We start from the raw sequence: 19520 nt of genomic DNA on the forward strand, positions 1-19520 counted from the left end.
TCCTTAAAAAAGATTTAATGTTTCACTTCCCACAGTCTGTCCCATTTCTTCCAAAATGATTTGTACTCTGCCCGGCTCTACGGTAAATTTCATTTCAGAATTCCAAACTGCAAATGCCTCAGAAGGTAAGAAAATGCTGACTTTTTTACTTTCTCCCTTTTTCAGCCATATCTTTTGAAAGCCTTTTAACTCTTTTGCACGGCGCACTACACTTCCCTGCTCTCCTGCAATGTATACAAGAGGCACTGCATAGCCGTCCTGCTCACCAATATTTTTAATGCTCATTTCCACCTGAATACCGTTCTTATGAAGTTCCTCTATGGCTACATCTTTCTTTCCAAAGGATATGTCTTCATATTCAAAATTTGTATAACTCTTTCCATATCCAAAGGTATAGGCTGCACCATCCGGAATATTGTAATAGTGCATGCTTCGGTAGGAATTTTTATAGTTGTAATACACTGGAAGCTGACCTGTACATCTTGGCAGAGATACAGGAAGTCTTCCCGAAGGATTTACCTCCCCGAATAAAATTTCTCCAATGGCTTTTCCGCCCTGCATACCCGGATAAAATCCATACAGAACCGCATCTGACTTCTCTGCCACTTCGTCCAGCGCATAAGCTCTTCCTCCGATAATTACGGTAATGACCTTAGAACCTGTGGCAAAAATTTTCTCTGCCAGTTCTCTCTGTACAGCAGGAAGGGAAAGTTCCGCAGTGTCCACGCCTTCTCCGCAGTCCATGGAAACACCGTGTTCGGAAATAGCCGCTCCGTTTGCATCAAAGGAAACTTCTCCGAAACGGCTGGAAGAACCGCCCAATACTAAAATCGTAATATCGGACTGCTCTGCAAGTTTTACAGCCTCCTCCAATTCTTCCTGTGTGCCGTCAAAGACACCGCAGCCTCTGGCATAAACTGCCTTGTCCCCAAGGTAAGAACGCACACCGTCTAATACGGTACTGCAGTTCTCTCTTTTCACCTGAGGGCTGTAATCTCCTAACTGATTATAGACCGCATCGGCATTTGGTCCGATTACTGCGATTTTCCGTGTCTCTTTTGAAAGAGGCAGGATATCATTTCTGTTTTCCAGAAGGACAACAGACTCTCTGGCAATTTGCAAAGCCTGAGGATATTTCTCATAAGAATACTCTTCCGGTTTCTGGTTTTCATCTAAAAGAGGACTTTCAAAAAGACCTCTTTTGACTTTCAATTCTAATACTCGAAGAACTGCTCTGTCAATATCTTCTTCTGTGATATATCCTTTTTCAAAAGCTTCATCCAGATGTCCATAGGCTTCATCCCAAAGTCCGATATCTACACCTGCACGAAGTGCTGCCGCTCCGGAGCGAACACAATCACCTGTCACAACGTTTAACTGGTCAATAGCACAGCCGTCTGCCATTACCACACCGTCAAATCCCATTTCATCTCTTAAAATATCAGTCAAAAGGTGATAGTTTGCATGACAGAACACACCGTCAATCTCGTTGTACGCTGCCATAACGCCGTCAACGCCCGCATCTGCACAGGCTTTCATTGCCGGAAGGTGGATTTCCCGAAGCTCACGCTCTCCAATTCTGGCTGCGCTGGCGTTAATTCCTCCGGTACATTCTCCCTGTGCGGCAAAATGTTTTGCCACTACAGATACACCTTCGCCTTGAACAGCACTTACTACCTGCTCTGCCATTCTTGAACAAAGATACGGATCTTCAGAAAAGCACTCCTCGCTGCGTCCCCAGCGAGGGTCTCTTACTACATCCAGAAGAGAAATCAATGCAAGATCTACCCCCATATCATGGAGCTGTTTTCCACAGACACGATACGCAGAATGGATTAATTCCGGGTGAAAAGTAGCGCCCATATTCAGATTTACCGGAAGCAGATAACTGTCAAGAGCCTGATGGCCATGGGGGCATTCTGTGCTTAACAAAGCCGGTATTTTCAGTCTGGAATGTTCCAGAACATATTTCTGCATTTGATTATATGCCTTTACGGCGTTCTCGCCGTAAAGACCGTTTTCATAATCTTTCTGAGACCAAGGATCTGCTCGGTAAAGACCATACAGAGTTCCAAGACCTCCGTATTTCTCCACTTCGTCTTTAAACTCCTGACTAAAGGAGATTTCTTCTCCATCTCTTTCATAAATACCAAAACCATAAAGTTTCTGATTTAACTGTCCGATTTTTTCCTGCAGAGTCATTTCAGCAAGTAATTCTTTTGCCTTGGTACTGTAGGTATTTTTTTCCATTATTTTAACCTCACCCTATAGGTTTTAATTTCATAAGGCTTAACAGATACGGTAAAGCTATTTCCGCAAGCCTCAACATCTGCTTCTTTTTCTTCCATAAGGTTACATTCTTCTACGCTTTCCAGTTCTCCTTCGGAAAATGTAAGCGTTGCTTTTGTCAGGCTGTTTTCACAGTCATACAGTCTGACAATCATGCCGTCGCCGTTTTCTGCCGGTTTTACTGTTTCAATAATAATATTATCTTTATTTACAGAAACAAAGGATTTTCCTGAATTTTTCAGCTCTCCCGCCGCTGCATAAGCCGGCTGGTTCAGCTTGTAAGCCTCCTGAACGGTTCCTGCTGCGCTCCATGTTTCTTTATGCGGATATAACGCATAAGTAAATACATGTTCTTCCTGATCTGCGGTCTTATTGGGCTCGATACCTGATTTAATCAGTGTGAGGGCAATGTTTCCGTCTTTTGCAGAATAACCATATTTGCAATCATTCAACAAGCTGACGCCATAGTGACCTTCGGAAATATCCATCCACTTCTGTCCGCAGCTTTCAAATCTGGCTTCATCCCAGCTTGTATTGCCATGAATTTTTCTCTTCAGATTACCGAACTGTACTTCAAAGGTTGCCTCATCTGAGTGAATATTTACAGGGAAGTGAACCTTCAGTAAGTGCTGATGCTCTTTCCAATCTACCCATGTAGAGAAGTCAATTCTTCTGCTGTCTGCATAGAAATGAATTTGCTGTTTAATTACAGAATTGCTGATTGTGCGCTGAATTTCCAGAGTAGCACGTACAGGGCCTTCTTCTGTCCACTGGATTTTATCTGCTTTTTCCGCATCCCAGTATTTTTCAGAATAGTACATATCAATATCCCAGCAGTCATAGTGCATTGGTTTATCTTCATACATACGAAGGAGATTTCCTTTTGCTCCATCCTGTAATACTTCACGGTCGCACTCTTTATCATAAATAGAAGTAAACAGACCGTTTTCATCAATAGAAATACGATAGAACGGAGTTTCCACACCGTTTTCTGTAATCTGAATGTCGGAAGCTTCTTTTTCTGCTGTTTCTAAAATACGGAAAGTTCTTCCGCCTTTTGCAGGAATGTCTGTAATATAAGCAACTGCCCCATCTGCTGTTTCCTGTACCGGATAAATCTTACCGCTTTCATCTGTCAATGCCGCTGCATGGCAGTCGCCTAAGTTTACAACGTCATTTCTCTCAAATCCCAATGTATTAAATACGCTGACTTTGTCCTCTCCGTCAACAGTAAGAAGATTTAATTTTTCTGCAATCATTTCTGCCAGACGGCTTTCAATCTCTGCATATTCTTTCTTTGTTACTTCATATACCTCTGCAATAGAAGAACCCGGTAAAATATCGTGGAACTGGTTCAGAAGCACGGTTCTCCAGATTTTATCCATTTCCTCTTTTTCGCTTGTTCCTGTGAGCACTTCCAATAATTCTGTATCCATTAAAAGCTGCTCACATCTGCGGTTAGAACGTTTATTTCTTCCCATAGAAGTGTAAGTTCCTCTGTGGTATTCAAAATACAGCTCACCTTCCCATACAGGCAGGCTCTTGTTTCCTTCCACACGCTCCTCAAGCTCTTCAAAGTATTTACCTGCAAACTCCTGACGTACTTTTGGAATTCCACGAATACCTTTTTCCATACGTTTGGAGGTTTCCAGCATTTCTCTTGTAGGACCGCCGCCTCCGTCACCGTATCCGAAGGCAATAAGAATATCGTTGTTAATATCTTTATTCTGATAACGATGCCAACCGCCCAGAATTGCATCAGGATGCAGCATACCGTTATAAGTTGTGAAGAAGTCAGCTTCACTCTGTCCTACGCCTAAAGTAGTAATCAGGTGAGTGAAAATCTCACTTCCGTCAATTCCCCTCCACATCATAGTATCGTAAGGAACTTTATTAACCTGGTTCCATGCCAGTTTTGTGGTCATAAAATATTTAATACCACTTTTCTTCATAATCTGAGGCAAAGCTCCTGAATATCCGAATACGTCAGGAAGCCATAAGATACGGCTGTCGATACCAAATTCTTCCTTGAAGAACTGTTTTCCGTAAAGGAACTGACGCACCAGTGACTCGCCGCTTGTGAGATTACAGTCAGCTTCCACCCACATTCCGCCTTCCGGTTCCCATCTGCCTTCTTTTACACGCTCTTTAATCTTTTCATAAGTTTCCGGATATCTTTCTTTCAGGAACTGATACAGCGCCGGCTGGCTGGACATAAATTTATATTCCGGATATTCTTCCATATATTTCAGTACCGTTGAAAAACTTCTTGCAACCTTTTCTCTTGTCTGTGCCACTGTCCAAAGCCATGCCACATCAATGTGCGTATGTCCGATACAGGAAGCAATAACATCTTCATATCCGCTCATGTCTTCATACAGTGCCTTTTGAATATAGTTATGAGCTTCTTCTATAGACTGATAAAAACTGTCAGAATATGGTGTACGCAAATCCAGAAGATTAATGGTATTATTCAATATTGTACGCAAATCTTTTCTTACCTTATCATCTTCCTGCATTCTGGAAAATCCCTGAAGGGGAACAACAATATCGTAGTAAATCTCATTGATTTTCTCATCTACTTCTACTGCTTCCATTGTAAATGTCAGTTCCGCGAACATAACACCTGTGTATCCCTGCAAATCAATAGTGTAAGTTTCACCCTCTTTTGCACATTTTTCCAGCATTACTGTCTGGTGATTAAGATCCATTCCCTGTGTCATCTGTCCATTTACAAACAGTAAAAACTGTGGATTTTTTGCATAGTCCCAGTGGTCTACCTGTGTTGCTACCTTGAGGTAAAGAGTTTTTCCATCCATACTCTTTGGAATGGTATACTCTGCTCTAAACCAGTAATGCTTATCCGGACCATACCAGTGCATGGTCTTGCTGTCAAATTCCTCCCAAGGTTCTGCGGACTGGTCTGCTTCCTGTGGATAAAAATATAAACCTTTCTTATAAACAACTCCATTTACCGGTTCTTTTTTTACAAAAGCTAATTCTTTTAATTCATTGCATATTACGGAAATTCTGTCTTCAATAAATCTCATGCTATCGCATCACTCCTTATATACTATTTTATTTCTTCTTAGAGATTATTTGTTATACGACTGTCACTTCAAATAGTAGCTTGTGATATTGATATATTTTGAGCGAATTCGTCGAGCACGCTTTGAGATTACAAGCTCAAAGCAAGCGCAGACTGAGCGTAAAATATATCGATATCTGCAAGCTACACTTTGATACAATCGTATAAGTGAAAATGCTCCCAGATGCATCTAATGCACCTGGGAGCACTTTCCTGTTGAGAAACTCTCCAACAGGTTCATTAAAAAGCATTTTCTTTAATATATTTTAACATATCATCAACAGTTGTAAAGGCAAGACCTGTAACTGTATCTGCACAACCATAATAAATGGCAATTCTTCCTGTATCAGCATCTGTAAGAGTTGCACATGGGAATACTACGTTCGGTACATCTCCTACACATTCATATAATTCGTAAGGTCCTAATACATAAGCTTTAGAACGTGCAATTACTTTCCATGGCTCATTTAAGTCTAAAAGTGCTGCACCCATACGATATACAAATCCGTTACATGTGTTGATAACACCATGGTAAATCAATAACCATCCTTCATCTGTCTCAATCGGAACAGGACCCGGACCAATCTTTGTAGACTGCCATGCAGAGATATCGCCTTTTTCTGTGGACATTACATGTCTGTGGTGTCCCCAGTATTCCAAATCAGGGCTCTGACTGCAGAAGATATCACCGAATGGTGTATGTCCTGTATCACTTGGTCTGCTCAGCATCATATAGTTTCCATTGATTTTTCTTGGAAAAAGCACACCATTTCTATTATATGGTAAAAATGCATTTTCCAGCTGATGGAAAGTCTTGAAGTCAAAAGTATAAGCTACACCAATTGTCGGTCCGTGATATCCGTTACACCATGTAATGTAATATCTGTCTTCAATAAAGCAAACACGTGGGTCATAGCGATATTCTCTCTTTGTAACCTCAGCATCACCTTCAAAAGTAATTGGTTCATGGTTAATTTCCCAGTTGATACCATCTTTTGAAAATCCTGCAAAGATATCCATGCTTACACATTTGCTGTCACATCTGAACACACCTGCAAAACCATCTTTAAAAGGTACAACAGCGCTATTGAAAATACTGTTGGAACTTGGAATATCATTGCGATTGATAATCGGGTTCTGTGTGTATCTCCAGATAGGCATATTGTAATTTTCTGGTTTATCCTGCCACGGAATGTTTTTTAATGGATTTCCAATAATTTTTGACATTTTTCCTCCTTGTCAGGAATAGGGGCATTCTCTATTTTAGAAAATGTCCCCACTCCTCTATTACACAATTTAATGGTAATCGTTATTTACAATTATTATTTTGTAGCGTCAATCTGTTTCTGTGCTTCTGCACGAATTGTTTCCCAACCTGCTGTTTCCAGTTCACTTTCAATTGTTTTGATCAGTTCTCTTGGATCCTGAGCGCCTGTAAAGAATTCTGAATAATATTTTTCATATACGGCACGGCAGTTTGCAAGTTCTGTTTCAATCTTGGATGTGTCAAGGTTAAATCCAAGTAATACAGATGGTTTTGCATTTTCATTTAATTCTTTAACTTCATCCCACTGATTGAATGTTTCAATTGCCTGCTGAGTTACATTAAAGAATGTACCCTGTGTATAACCAGCCATACCCCAGTCTGTTGTCAGTCTATTAACTTTTCCGTCTTCTGTGTATTCGAAGTCAGAACCTTCTACACCATAGTAGAATAAGTCACGAACTTTAGAGTCTGTATTAACTAAGTTTAATAACTGTAAAGCTTTTTCCGGATGTTTAGATCCAGAGTAAATACCATTGATAGAACCACGTACTGTTGTGTTGGAAACTACAGTATCGCCATATTTTACTGCTACACAGTTTTCAATACCATTGTTTGGTCCCCATGTAGTAGTTGCAGCGCCACTCCATCCCTGTGCTGTAAAGAATGTTCTGTATTTGTTAGAGTCATCAGCTGTTGGTGCATCACCATTAATAAGACCTTCTTTGTACATTTTGTGTACGATATCCAGGTTTGCTAAAACTTCTTCGTCTGCTAATGGGTTTACTACTGTTTTGCTTTCATCTGTGTATTTAACACCTAATACAGGTAAACTTGCACTTAAATCATCAAATCCAAGGTTTACAAGGAAGTTTGCACCATTTTTAGACATATAATATGGAGCTGTTCCTTCGCCTTCTTTGATTGTCTTTAAAGCTTCATACAGAGAATTGAAGTCTGTGATTGCATTGATATCAATGCTGTATTTGTCTGCCATATCCTGATCCCAAACAAAGTATTCAGAAAGAGAACTGTCTTTGTAAGATGGAACACCATAAATCTTGTCATCAACTTTCATTGCTGTCCAGTAATCTTCTGGAATCATTTCGTACAGTTCAGGCGCTTCTTTTGGTAACATTTCTGTTAAATCCAGTAAAGAACCATTTGCAATTTCTGCATTATAACGTGTCTGGTCTGTGAAAAGAATATCGAAGTATTCGCCGGAGTTTGTGATAACACTTCTTCTGTTATCCCAGTCACCCCATGGAACGATTTCCATGTCTACGTTTACACCAATTTTTTCTTCAAGGTATGGATTGATCTGTTTCAGCCATTCGTCGTAGTTCTTAGGCATACCATTTCCTACCTGAATCCATTTTAATGTTACAACATCATCTTTACCTTCGCCTTTGCCGGCATCAGCTTTTTTACCTTCTGAGCCACATCCTGCTAAGAGTCCCATACTCATTGCAGCTACAAGTCCTAAAGCAATAACTTGTCTTTTTTTCATTGTAAAATATCCTCCTTTAGATTTTTATAATTTTTAATTTCACCGGAAGCCGGATATTGCTTCCGGAAAATATCGTTGGGTTGTATCAGCCCTTTACAGCTCCGACTGTAAGACCTGAAATAAAGTATTTCTGGAAGAACGGATAGCAGCACGCAATCGGAACGATAATAATTACTGCCATCGCCATTCTGGCGCCTTCCTTCGGCATGGAATTGATGTAGTCAGTCATGCTGACACCAAGCGCCGGATTGCTTAACATTGCCTGCATATTTCTTTCGAAATGATCCAGCAGAGCCTGTAAGGAATACAGAGATGAGTCTGTAATGTACAGGGATGACTGGAACCAGTCGTTCCAATAACCAAATGTAAGGAACAAAGCGATTGTTGCCAACAGAGGTTTTGACAGTGGCAAAGCAATCTTTCCGAAAATCTGGAACTGTGTAGCGCCGTCAATCTGAGCGGACTCAATAACAGACTCCGGTATATTCGTTCTAAAGAACGTCTTACAAATTACTACGTTGAATGAAGATACACACAGCGGAAGTATCAGTGCCCACATAGTATCTTTCAAGTGCATGAACTGTGTATTTACTACATAAGATGAAATCATACCACCATTGAAAACCATAGGAATGAAAACTAACATAGTAAAGAAATTGTTCAATTTATAACTGCGTCTGGAAATTACATATCCCATTAAAGTTGTCAAAGCAACACCTAATGCAGTACCTACTGCCGTTACGATTACGGAAACTCCCAGAGCATCAATAATCATGGAAATTTCACGACCTAAGAATTTATAGGCATCCAGCGAAAATACTTCCGGAATAAAACGGTAACCGTTTTGTGCAATGGACTCTTCAGATGAAATAGAAATCATGAAGACAAAAAATACCGGAATAATACAAATCAATGCCAATAGGATGAATATAATGTTAAAAATCGCGTTGGTTCCACCGGAAATTCTATTCAATTTTGAAGAATCTGCAAGATCTAAATCTTTTTTATTTTTCGCCATTTTTACACCTCCTATATAATTGCACTGTCTTCATCTACTTTTCGCACAATTGCATTAGCAACTAAAATAGTAATACAACATGCTACTGACTGGAAGAAGGTTACTGCTGAAGTCATACCAATTGGTGCTGAAGACTGCAGCATGTTAAATACCTGAGTATCAATGGTTGCTGTTGTATTAAAGATAGAACCGGTTGCACCCTGAGACAACTGGAAAAATAATCCAAAGTCTGAATAGAAAATCTTACCTACGTTCAGGATAAACATCATAATAATAACGTTTTTCAGACAAGGCAGTGTAATGTATCTTACCTGCTGACGCTTATTAGCGCCGTCCATAACAGCCGCTTCGTATAAAGTAGTATCAATTCCCGAGATACTGGATAAATAAATAACCATGTTATATCCCGTACTTTTCCACAGATACATAAATATCAAAATAGCCGGCCAAACGCTTGCTTTCATATACCACTGAACCGGTTCGTTGCCTCCATCACGGAGCATGGTGTTAATCAAACCATTGTCCTGATTTAAAAAGGCATCCAGGAAATAAGATGCTACTACCCATGACATAAAGTATGGGAAGAACATTAATGTCTGGTATACTTTAGAAGCTCTTTTGTTGTGCAGTAAGCTAATCATAATAGCAAAGCCTACAGAAAGAATCATTCCAATTACAATAAATGCCAGGTTATAAAGAATTGTGTTTCTTAAAATAACAAACAAGTCATTGGACTTTATTAAGAATTCGAAGTTTTTAAAACCTGACCAGTCGCTGTGGAAAACATTGTAAATGAAGCTTTCTCCGGCAGTTACTCTGTAATTCTTAAACGCAATGATTAAACCGAACATTGGCAGAAAACAGAATAATATGTACCAGACTGCTGTTGGAAGCGCCAGAATGGTCAGCTCCGTATCGTTTTTGGTCCAACGATTTCTTTTTCTGAGTTTTTTTTCTTTCTTCAAATCCGTTCCTCCTTATCTTTCAGTTTCTGATTTCTGTTCCTCTTCTTTTATATTGCGAACAGACTCCCGGTATATAACCTTGCCGGGAATTCGGAATACACCTCCGCCCTTTTTCGTAGGGTTGTTCATGTGTTTTATCATACGCCGCGCTGCAAGTTTACCTATTTCTTCAATATCAACTGCCACTGTGGTAAGCGGCGGACTGCAAACCTGTGCGTAAATAGAGTTATCAAATCCTGCTACGGAAATGTCCTCCGGTATATGATAACCTTTTGCTGTTAATTCCTTAACCAGCCGAAATGCCGTTTCATCACAGTTACATACAAATGCAGTAGGCATTTTTTTCGGAAGTTCTAAAGGAATTGCCTCACCTTCCTGACTGCGGTCCAGAATATTCCATACATCCTGGGGAGTAATATTATTTTCCATCATACTTCTTACATACCCCAAATAACGGTCTGTGATACTGGTAGTAGCTCCTAGTGTACCTACAAACCCGATTTCTGTATGTCCCTGATGTATCAGATAGTTTGTAATTTCATAACAGCTGTAAATATTTTCTGTTACTACGGAGTCTGATTTATGTGTTTCATCATAGACGTCTACATATATCTTCGGAAGGTCAACAGCATCTAATCGTTTTTTTACTTCCCAGTCCAGTATTCCGAGAAATATCAGGCCATCAAACATTCCCGACGATTTAATAGTCTGCAAATCTCCGGCAAGACTATTTCGGTTGGGTGATATCATCATGCTGGTGCAGGAGGATTTCTGAAGTTCACTGATAATTTTTTCGTACATTGCCATGTAGAACTTGCCTTCGTCTCCTGAATTAAAACGATCGCTCATAATAATTCCGACTTTTTTTGTCTTCCTATTACCATAATTCGGAAGTACATATCCCGATTTCTCTGCAAGTTCAGCAATTCGTTTTTTCAGGGCTTCGCCTACTCCTTCCTTGCCGTTTAACGCTTTGGAAACAGTAACCTTACTTATACCCAATTCGTCAGCTATATCTTGCATTGAAACTGCCTTTTTCTCAGCCATAACATCCCCCTTTTCCCTAACATTTCTATAATAAATCTATCACTTTTTGGAGGTTTCGTCAATAACTTTTAGCCTTTTCATATATAATGCACACTTTTACTAAATACTTTTTGTATATAATTGCTAATTTTAGGAGGGTTACTTTTAACTTTACAATTCTTTTTATTACTTAACACTTGTTTACAAAACTGTAAACTCATCTCTAAATATTATGTTTTCTGCATTATCTCCGAGAAACACTTCAAATTTTCCCGGCTCCACAGACCAGCCATATTCAGGACTTAGCGTTCTCATCTCCTTTGGTCCGATAATTATTTCCACAGTACGGGTTTCTTTTGGTTCAAGCTCCACTTTTGCAAATCCTGCCAGCGCATAATATGGTTTTACTGTAGAGCTGACTTGATCCCTTAAATAAATCTGGGGAACTGCAGCTCCTTTTCGGCTGCCTGTATTCACAATCGTAACCGATACTATAATACTCTCCCCTTGATGAATTTCTTTTTTGGAAAGTGTCATATCTGTAAATGAAAATGTGGTATATGTCTGTCCATATCCAAAAGGATAGAGAGGCAGCCAGTTCATTTCCACATATCGTTTCCCACCTCCGGGGCGACGACTGTAGTGACAGGGAATTTGACCTACATGTTTTGGAAAGGTCATAGGCAGACGACCTGAAGGCGCACAATCTCCAAAAAGAACCTCAGCTATAGCATAACCGCCCTGTTCCCCCGGAAACCACGCTTCTAAAATTGCCGGGATATGCTCCTGCTCCCAGACAGCTGTAACCGGGCGCCCACTTTGCATCACCAATACAACAGGGGTTCCTGTTGCATATACCGCTTTTACGAAATCAAGCTGTCGCCCTGGCAGATCCAGACTCACCCTGTCAAAATTCTCTCCACTGGTTTCAATATTGTCCCCTACGCAGACAACTGCCACATCTGCCTTTTTCGCTGCTTCAACGGCCTTTGTGAAATCCTCTTTTCCGCTGTTATATCCAAAGATAACTCTGGCAGCACGGCGATCATTGGTAAATACAATGCGAACCTTATAAGCCTTTCCTTCCTCGAAATGGAATTCTGCCATCTGATTGGCATCATGGTTTTCCCCCCAGCCGTCAATTAAAAGTTCCTCATCTATATATAACTGCATACTGTCCTGCGTACTGAAGCCAATACAACCTTCCAACTCATACGGCATTTTCACGTACCCTGTCCAAACTACACTAAAAGCTGCCGCATCAAGATCCGGATGTGGTTTTGCAAAAATCCAGTTAAAGTTAATCATTGAGTCTGTTCTGACACATACCGGTTCTCCTTTTGGTGTTCTTCCGTTATAATAGCGTCCTGTAAGCCCCGGCTTTCCCTCTTCATCTAATAGCATCCCCGGATGAAAAGGTGTTACCATATCTCCCAGAAAACTACAGCCCTTTTCATATAAAACTTTTGTTTCTTCTGATACTGTATTGCGAATACCTTCCAATACAGATACTGCATAAGGCACTCCTGACTCTACACAATAATCTCCCAGTACCGGTGTCGCTGCCGCAGGTCCTAACACAGCAATACTCTTAATATCCTTTTTCAGTGGAAGAATTTCTCCTTCATTTTTCAAAAGACAAATGCTTTCTGCCGCAATCTGTTTTGCTAAATCCAAATGTTCTGTACAGCGATGCGTTTTTTCCTCTCTGTCCTCCTGTGTATAAGGATTATCAAAAAGACCTGTCAGAAATTTCACTCTCAGTACACGGCGGCACGCCTGATTAATCACTTCTTCTGACAGTCTTCCTGTTTCTACCAGTTCTTTCAGTCCTTCCTGCCACTCCTCATGTGGATAATCATATAACTGTAAATCTACACCGGCTTCCAGTCCCATAGCCATTGCTTCTTTACGGCTGTCGGCTACATAGTGTTCATCATACAAGCGGACAATAGCTGTAAGATCTGAACGAACAAAACCACGCATTCCATACTGATTTCTCAGTACTTCCGTCAACAACTCATAGTCTGAGGAAACAGGATTTCCATCAATAGAATTATAGGAACACATCGTGTCTACTGCCTTTCCCTCTGCAAATGCAGCTTCAAAAACAGGCAGACATTCTGCAAACACATCATGACGCCCCATAGAAGAAGGGGCACAGTTTAAGCCTCCTACCGGACTTCCGTAACCCACATAATGTTTTGGTTCTGCAGCCACGGCATCCGGCGCTGCCAGATCATCCCCCTGCATTCCAAGCACTGTTTCTCTGGCAAACTGAGCACTTAAATGTACATCTTCCCCATAAGACTCTTCTGTTCTTCCATAACGGGGATCACGGCTTAAGTCCATAACAGGACTATAAGTTTCATGTATACCTACTGCTCTGGCTTCTGTAGCTATCGCATGTCCCATTTTTCGCCCAAGCTCCGGATGAAAAGTGGCTGCAAGTCCTATCTGCTGCGGAAAGCAGGTCGCTCCGTTACGGAAAATACCATGTAAAGCCTCTTCACTAAACAAAAAAGGAATTCCCAGTCTTGTATTTTCTACTGCGTAGCGTTGCAGCTCATTTGTCTGGCAGGCATTCATCCCTCTTGTCTGAATACTCCCTACACTATTTCCTTTTAATAATTCTTCTACAGTATTCATGAACAGCTCTGTCACATTTCCATCTACATCCCATTTTGTAAAATCATGAGAATAATACTGATCTGTCTGAAGAATTTTTTCTTCCAGTGTCATTCTGGATATTAAATCATCCAGTCGTTCTTCTATTGATAAATCTTTATTTTTATACGGATACATATTTTCCCTCTTTCTAACTCTATTTAATATGCGGCAGTTTTCGGCCATTGATGAAAAGATTGATAAGACCTCCCACACCGGACAGCAAAAACAATACAGAAATACTCTTATATCCCAGCGACTCCTCGAAAACAGACTGTAAAGACGCACTGCATGCTGTTGTCAGACATCCTGCAATACTGATAATTGCTGCAGTAACTCCCAGGTATAACGTCTTTCCTGTAGCAGGGCTGGCTGAATACTGTAAGTTTGTATTGGCAATAACGGTTCCTGAATTACATGCTGTTGTAATTATCATTAAAATAGGCGCTATAAAAAATGCACTTTCAGGGGTGACAAACGCCCAGGACACTGTACATAAAAATCCAATGGCGGCTGAACGGTGAATGGTCCAGTCCCATGTATGTCTGTCCGAAAACCGTCCCCACAAATAACTGCCTGCCATTCCTGCTATAGCTGCCACAATTCCCGCACTTGCCAGAAACGTATGACTCAGTCCCAAAACTCGAAGCTGGTATACAATTAAAAACGGAGTTGCAATGCCGCTGGCAACACTGGACAAAATATTATATAAAAGCAACGGACGATAACTTTTGTCTTTCAATGGCAAAAAGACATCTGACAATTGAATATGTGCAGTTTCTTCCACCGGACGCTCACATACATTCAGTAAAAGCACTGCGTCTAACAAAGCTAACACCAGACATACAAGTCCTACGGTCTGGTATCCCTCACTGTCTCGTCCCAGTGCCATAAGTTTGTCCAAATGACGACTGAGTAAAAAAGTCGCAATACTGTTTACTCCTACTGCCAGAATATCCTTCTTCGCCATATAGACTCCCCGTTCACTTACATCTACAAGGCTTATAGTCCACTGCTGAAGGCCCGGTGTTACGATACCGGCGCTGGCAAAAGCGACAATGTACAATGCAACTGCTGTTCCTACTTGAAGCTTCGCACCTGACAAAAGCAGGGGAAGCAAAAACATTGCTGCTGCGGAAAAACGATAAATCACACATAAAATCCATATAATCGGTTTTCTGTAACGAAATCTCTCAAATAAAAACGGAGAGAAAAACTGCAAAATACAGCCCAGTTGGGGAATTAAGGCAATGGAGGCACATGCAGCAACTGATGCCCCCAGGTAGCCAAGATACCCCGTCATAATATTATTTGTTGCAGCTGCATAAATAACTGATGCAACTGCACCTTCTATCATAATACCGCGAGTTCCAATCAAAAGTTCACGTTCTGTGGGATTTTGATCAGGAATAAATTTCTGTCTCAACTTAACATTCATCTCTTTATTTATATACCTTTCAAAATCATCAGATATTGCTGCAGATGTGCCTCCATCTGCAAATATTATAAAATTTTTATTCAACAATCAGTACATGTGGTGCATAAGCAGCCTCTCTTAACTGATCCATCATTTTTTCAGGATTTTGCTCTTCACTAAGCCAAAGGCTGTATTTAAACTCACTAAATCCTGATAAATCCATTTTAAAGTTTGTCTCCCAGATATTATTCATAACCCAGGAATAAACAGGACGATGATTATCCGCTTCGCAGCCTTCACACAATCTGATAGGATGATGTTCCATTTCTCCCATATAAACAAGTGGTGTGTCATGCATAGCAATCATAGCGCCACCCTGTGGTGATACATAACCAAGTCCCTCATCAGACATATAAAATTCCATACAAGTACCTGGTACCTGATCTACACCTGGACGGAAGGCTTCTTTTCCTTTTCTCAGATACAGACTGCTGTCCTCAAAGGCAAGTTCCAGTGGAAGATATACACTTTCAATATCAGAAGAAATTGTTTTGCCAAGCTCAAGGCTGAAATCAACACGTGGGATTTCATTGTAAAATTTCAGTACTACTTCTGTATGCACAGAACCTTCCATATTGTAGCGAAGACGAAGAATTGTAAATACCGGTCCTCTCTCCTGGCGGATCACTTCCTCCAGACATCCTACATAAAGCTGGGCATGTTCACCACGCATATTTCTGCCCATAATTCTTCTTTCTGTTTCTTCCGGACATCCTGCCTGCTTTCCGTTTAATATCTTTGTAACTTCATACATAGGTGTGAAAATAGGTGCAACACCTTTTCCCAGCATTTCTTTTCCTGTTCTCTTATCAATAAATGATGTAATTCCTTCATGACGACGATAAGATAAACGGAAAAATTTATTCTCGAAATAATATGGCAGATGATATGTCTCCGGATCGTATTCATTTACAATATCACGAACACGCTCTGAACCTGCATAGCACTGACGTGTATTCAGTGTCTCCACTGCCGCTTTTTTACTGTGGTATGTATATGTCTTTTCTTCTCCCGGAAGGAAAGTATCTACAAAACTGATATTTCTTCCTCTTGGATGAGGAGATACCTGACAGGCAATTACTTCACCTTTTTCATTTCTTATCTCTGCATCAGGCAGCATCATTGTTTCAATGTAAAATTCTACAAGCTTAGGTCCTTCTGTTTTTGACACGTTACAGACCTTAATCTTTCCGTTTGTATTATAATAACGAAGCACATCGCCCTTTTCTTTGATAATCTGGTTTAACATTCTGGCAGATGCCTCATGTGCTTTGGAAGCATAACTGTTTTTACGCATATCCAAGTTTAACACCATAGTGTCATAAGGATTTGTAATGGTTGAGGAATGTCCCCATGTATGTTCTGCGTAGAGCAAAAGGTTGTCCTGAGCTGTTCTATATAAATCAGGATATTTTTTCTCTGCCTCCGGATCCAATCGTTTACATAAGTGATAATAATGCTGGGCTTCGCGATAGTGCTTTACTGCATAAGGTGTACTTCCCACACCATTTGCCCACCAGTCCGTTAAATCACCATGACATACCGGCGCATCTGCAAGTTCATCTTTAATAGCTTCATACAGTTCCTGAAGAGAAACCATCTTTATTGCTACTTCATTTCCGTAACGACGATTATGTTCCTCAATCGTTTCCAAAATTTCCACTTCCGGCGGAGCATTATCGCTAAATACACCGGATACAGAAGAGATAATAAAGTTATAAGCATATCCCTGTTCTTCACATTCATCTAAATAACGAAGTAAATTCTGATGCAGCTCTTCTACCGGACCTTCTGCCTCCTGCTTGCCGCCCAGATAACTGTCCTGCATAAAGTTCGTAACATAATTTGGTTTAAATCCCAGTACGTTTCCCAAATTGTAATGTTCACCATTCCATACCAACAGGCGTTTTCCCTCTGCATTTTCCCACCAATATGCATTCTGGTTCTGGCGCAGAGGATACATACCATGATGGCAGTGGATATTTGTATATAAAAATTCCACTCCATTATCTAACATCGCATCACGGCATCCCATAGAAATACCATTAATATCCGCAAACATCGCTGTTTTCATTGTGATGCCCTTTTTCTGGAAATATTCTTTCCATTCCTGCAAACGCTCGTTATAAACTTCACTGTCTAATAAGTCATTAAAGTTCAGATAATTTGCAGAAAGTCCCAATTTCCCTTCTGCTGTTAATTTGCAGAATTCTTCTTTTTCTTCTTCGGAAGCTGTTTTGAAAAACTCTTCCACACAGAAAAGCGTTTCACAATTCCAGCGGAAGTTCTGATACTCCGGTTTTTTCATAAGAGACAACACTGTGCGAATATAATCTGTCTGATTGTCAATTACACGCTCCTGTAAGTCTGTATACCCAATATCTGTATGAGAATGATGAATTACATATACTGTCTGAATTTTGTGTGACATTGTAGTCTCCTTTCTTATTTGCGTACAGTAGCTACGATTAATTTAATTTCTTCGTTTTCAGGTACAATTCTGTACTGACCTGCTGCTGCCGGTACAATAGCTGTTTCTGCGTAATGAATTTCAAATGGCTCAAAACTTCCATCCACACTTTCAATAAGTGCATGACTTCCGTCTACTAAATTCATTACATTCACAGAGTCTTCTGTACTTACTGTATAAGGTTCTGTCAAAGTATATCGAAAAGTATCTATAAATTCCCTGTTATGAAGACCGGTTCTTTCCACTTCATAACCATCCCCTTTTTCAAGGGTTTTCTGCTGTCCTACAACATTTTCATAAATCCATTTCGTATCTCTGTCCCACTGAATATTTTTCATTCCGTGGTCTACATGAATTGGTCTTGGCAGTCCATCCAGACCTACTCTGCCCCAATCCCAGAGTTTAAAAGTAAAAATATATGGGGTAGCACTGATTTCCAGTACCATAGTATCCTTTCCTGAGCAATGCACAGTACCTGCGGGAATTAAAATATGATCATGCTTTTTCACGGGCACCTTATTTACATATTTCTCCGCCGGAAACTCTATCTCTCCCTTTTCTGCGGCCCTTAAATCTCTTTCCATTGCTTTCGGATCCACATCTTCTTTTACTCCAAGATATACATAGGTTTCCTCTGATTGGTCTGCATCTAAAAGATAATAACTTTCGTCCTGTGTATAGTGCATTCCAAATGTATCCTGTATGTATTCTGTCAGCGGATGTACCTGTAAGGACAGATTTCCTCCGCCCATAGTGTCCAGCAAGTCGAAGCGAATAGGGAATTCTGCTCCAAATCTTCCATGTACACGCTCTCCTAAAAGCTCGTGAGGTGCATAAAGTCCTAAATCAATGGCCGGAATTTTTAAAATATGTTCTCCCATTTTCAGGTTTAAACTGTTTTCTTCCGGTACTCCATCAAAACTCCATGCAAAATTTTCCCTGTTTTTATCCAGACCAAAGTTTTCTTTCATCCACTGACCGCCCCATACGCCGGGATCAAAATACGGCTCCATACGGAATGGTTTTTTACTTACCTGTTTAAGTCCTTCCCGAAATGCATCACCGGAAGCTAAAACAGGATGCCCTTTTACTTCTGTATCAAGAACATAATCAAATCTTTCATAACGCTGCTTTTTGTATCTGTCTGCCAGACGCCATTCAATGAAAAATCCTCGTTTATATTTTGCCAGAACCGGTGCATCTGTATTTGTACAGTGCCAGTTCGGCATACCTTTACGATATCTCAACTGAATTTCCCATCGGGTAATATTGCAATACACATAAATATCACCCTCTGATAGAAATCCTGCTCCAAGACCTGCGATTACAACAATTCCTTCCTGAATATCGTCCAGCTCTTCTGCTGCTTCTCTTAACTTCTCCTGGTTAAAAAAGTCTTCCAGTTTTTTATGGCAGATAATTCCGAATACTCTGTCATCTGTGATGTATTCGTAAAACTCCCTATTAAGTTCTTCTTCTGATTTGGCATAAGCTTCCATGTCAAACACTTTAACCGGAGCTAAGCCTTTCACAATATCCAGAATGTCTTCCTTCTCTACCCCCGGATACATATCCATACATACAACAACCTTTTTATTCGCTTTAAGAAGTTTCCCCACTCTTTCTTTCAGCTCATCTGTTACATTTTCCTTTCCATCCCAAATACAATTGTCAAAACCTTTGACCACTGTAGCCGGATGTAAATCGTAATTGTTGTATTTACTTACAATATCCATTATTCTGTTC

At 40.3% G+C, this 19520-nt stretch carries 11 protein-coding genes; all 11 read right to left on the minus strand.

Annotated features, from left to right (window positions below; genetic code table 11):
- Nucleotides 1-3: 3 nt before the first annotated feature.
- Complete coding sequence (locus tag BQ7352_RS03605; protein WP_072447058.1) at nucleotides 4-2250, minus strand: glycoside hydrolase family 3 N-terminal domain-containing protein; 2247 nt, start codon at nucleotides 2248-2250, stop codon at nucleotides 4-6.
- Nucleotides 2250-5339, minus strand: a complete 3090-nt coding sequence (locus tag BQ7352_RS03610) for an alpha-mannosidase (RefSeq protein WP_072447059.1) — start codon at nucleotides 5337-5339, stop codon at nucleotides 2250-2252. The genes BQ7352_RS03605 and BQ7352_RS03610 overlap by 1 nt, the downstream gene beginning before the upstream one ends.
- A 278-nt stretch (nucleotides 5340-5617) precedes the next feature.
- A complete protein-coding gene (locus BQ7352_RS03615; protein WP_072447060.1) occupies nucleotides 5618-6604 on the minus strand; it encodes a glycoside hydrolase family 130 protein in 987 nt (328 codons plus the stop codon).
- A 95-nt stretch (nucleotides 6605-6699) separates the two neighbouring features.
- Nucleotides 6700-8151: an ABC transporter substrate-binding protein gene (locus BQ7352_RS03620; RefSeq protein WP_072447061.1), complete on the minus strand. Its 1452-nt coding sequence runs from the start codon at nucleotides 8149-8151 to the stop codon at nucleotides 6700-6702.
- 85 nt (nucleotides 8152-8236) lie between these two features.
- Nucleotides 8237-9169 (minus strand): carbohydrate ABC transporter permease, encoded by a 933-nt coding sequence (locus tag BQ7352_RS03625; RefSeq protein WP_072447062.1) that lies wholly within the window; start codon nucleotides 9167-9169, stop codon nucleotides 8237-8239.
- An 11-nt stretch (nucleotides 9170-9180) separates the two neighbouring features.
- The gene (locus BQ7352_RS03630; protein ID WP_072447064.1) at nucleotides 9181-10134 is read right to left on the minus strand and encodes an ABC transporter permease; all 954 of its coding nucleotides are present in this window, start codon (nucleotides 10132-10134) and stop codon (nucleotides 9181-9183) included.
- A gap of 12 nt (nucleotides 10135-10146) precedes the next feature.
- Nucleotides 10147-11181: a LacI family DNA-binding transcriptional regulator gene (locus BQ7352_RS03635; RefSeq protein ID WP_072447066.1), complete on the minus strand. Its 1035-nt coding sequence runs from the start codon at nucleotides 11179-11181 to the stop codon at nucleotides 10147-10149.
- Nucleotides 11182-11361: 180 nt separating this feature from the next.
- On the minus strand, nucleotides 11362-13965 hold the full coding sequence (locus tag BQ7352_RS03640) for a glycoside hydrolase family 3 C-terminal domain-containing protein (RefSeq protein WP_072447068.1): 2604 nt from the start codon (nucleotides 13963-13965) through the stop codon (nucleotides 11362-11364).
- 19 nt (nucleotides 13966-13984) lie between these two features.
- Entirely contained in the window at nucleotides 13985-15253 is a 1269-nt protein-coding gene (locus BQ7352_RS03645; RefSeq protein ID WP_242948514.1) for an MFS transporter, read from the minus strand.
- Between the two features lie 88 nt (nucleotides 15254-15341).
- On the minus strand, nucleotides 15342-17735 hold the full coding sequence (locus BQ7352_RS03650) for a glycoside hydrolase family 38 N-terminal domain-containing protein (protein ID WP_072447071.1): 2394 nt from the start codon (nucleotides 17733-17735) through the stop codon (nucleotides 15342-15344).
- A gap of 14 nt (nucleotides 17736-17749) precedes the next feature.
- The gene (locus tag BQ7352_RS03655; RefSeq protein WP_072447073.1) at nucleotides 17750-19510 is read right to left on the minus strand and encodes a class I mannose-6-phosphate isomerase; all 1761 of its coding nucleotides are present in this window, start codon (nucleotides 19508-19510) and stop codon (nucleotides 17750-17752) included.
- Between the last annotated feature and the right edge of the window lie 10 nt (nucleotides 19511-19520).

The sequence above is a fragment of the Blautia sp. Marseille-P3201T genome, from assembly GCF_900120295.1.
Lineage (GTDB): Bacteria > Bacillota > Clostridia > Lachnospirales > Lachnospiraceae > Blautia.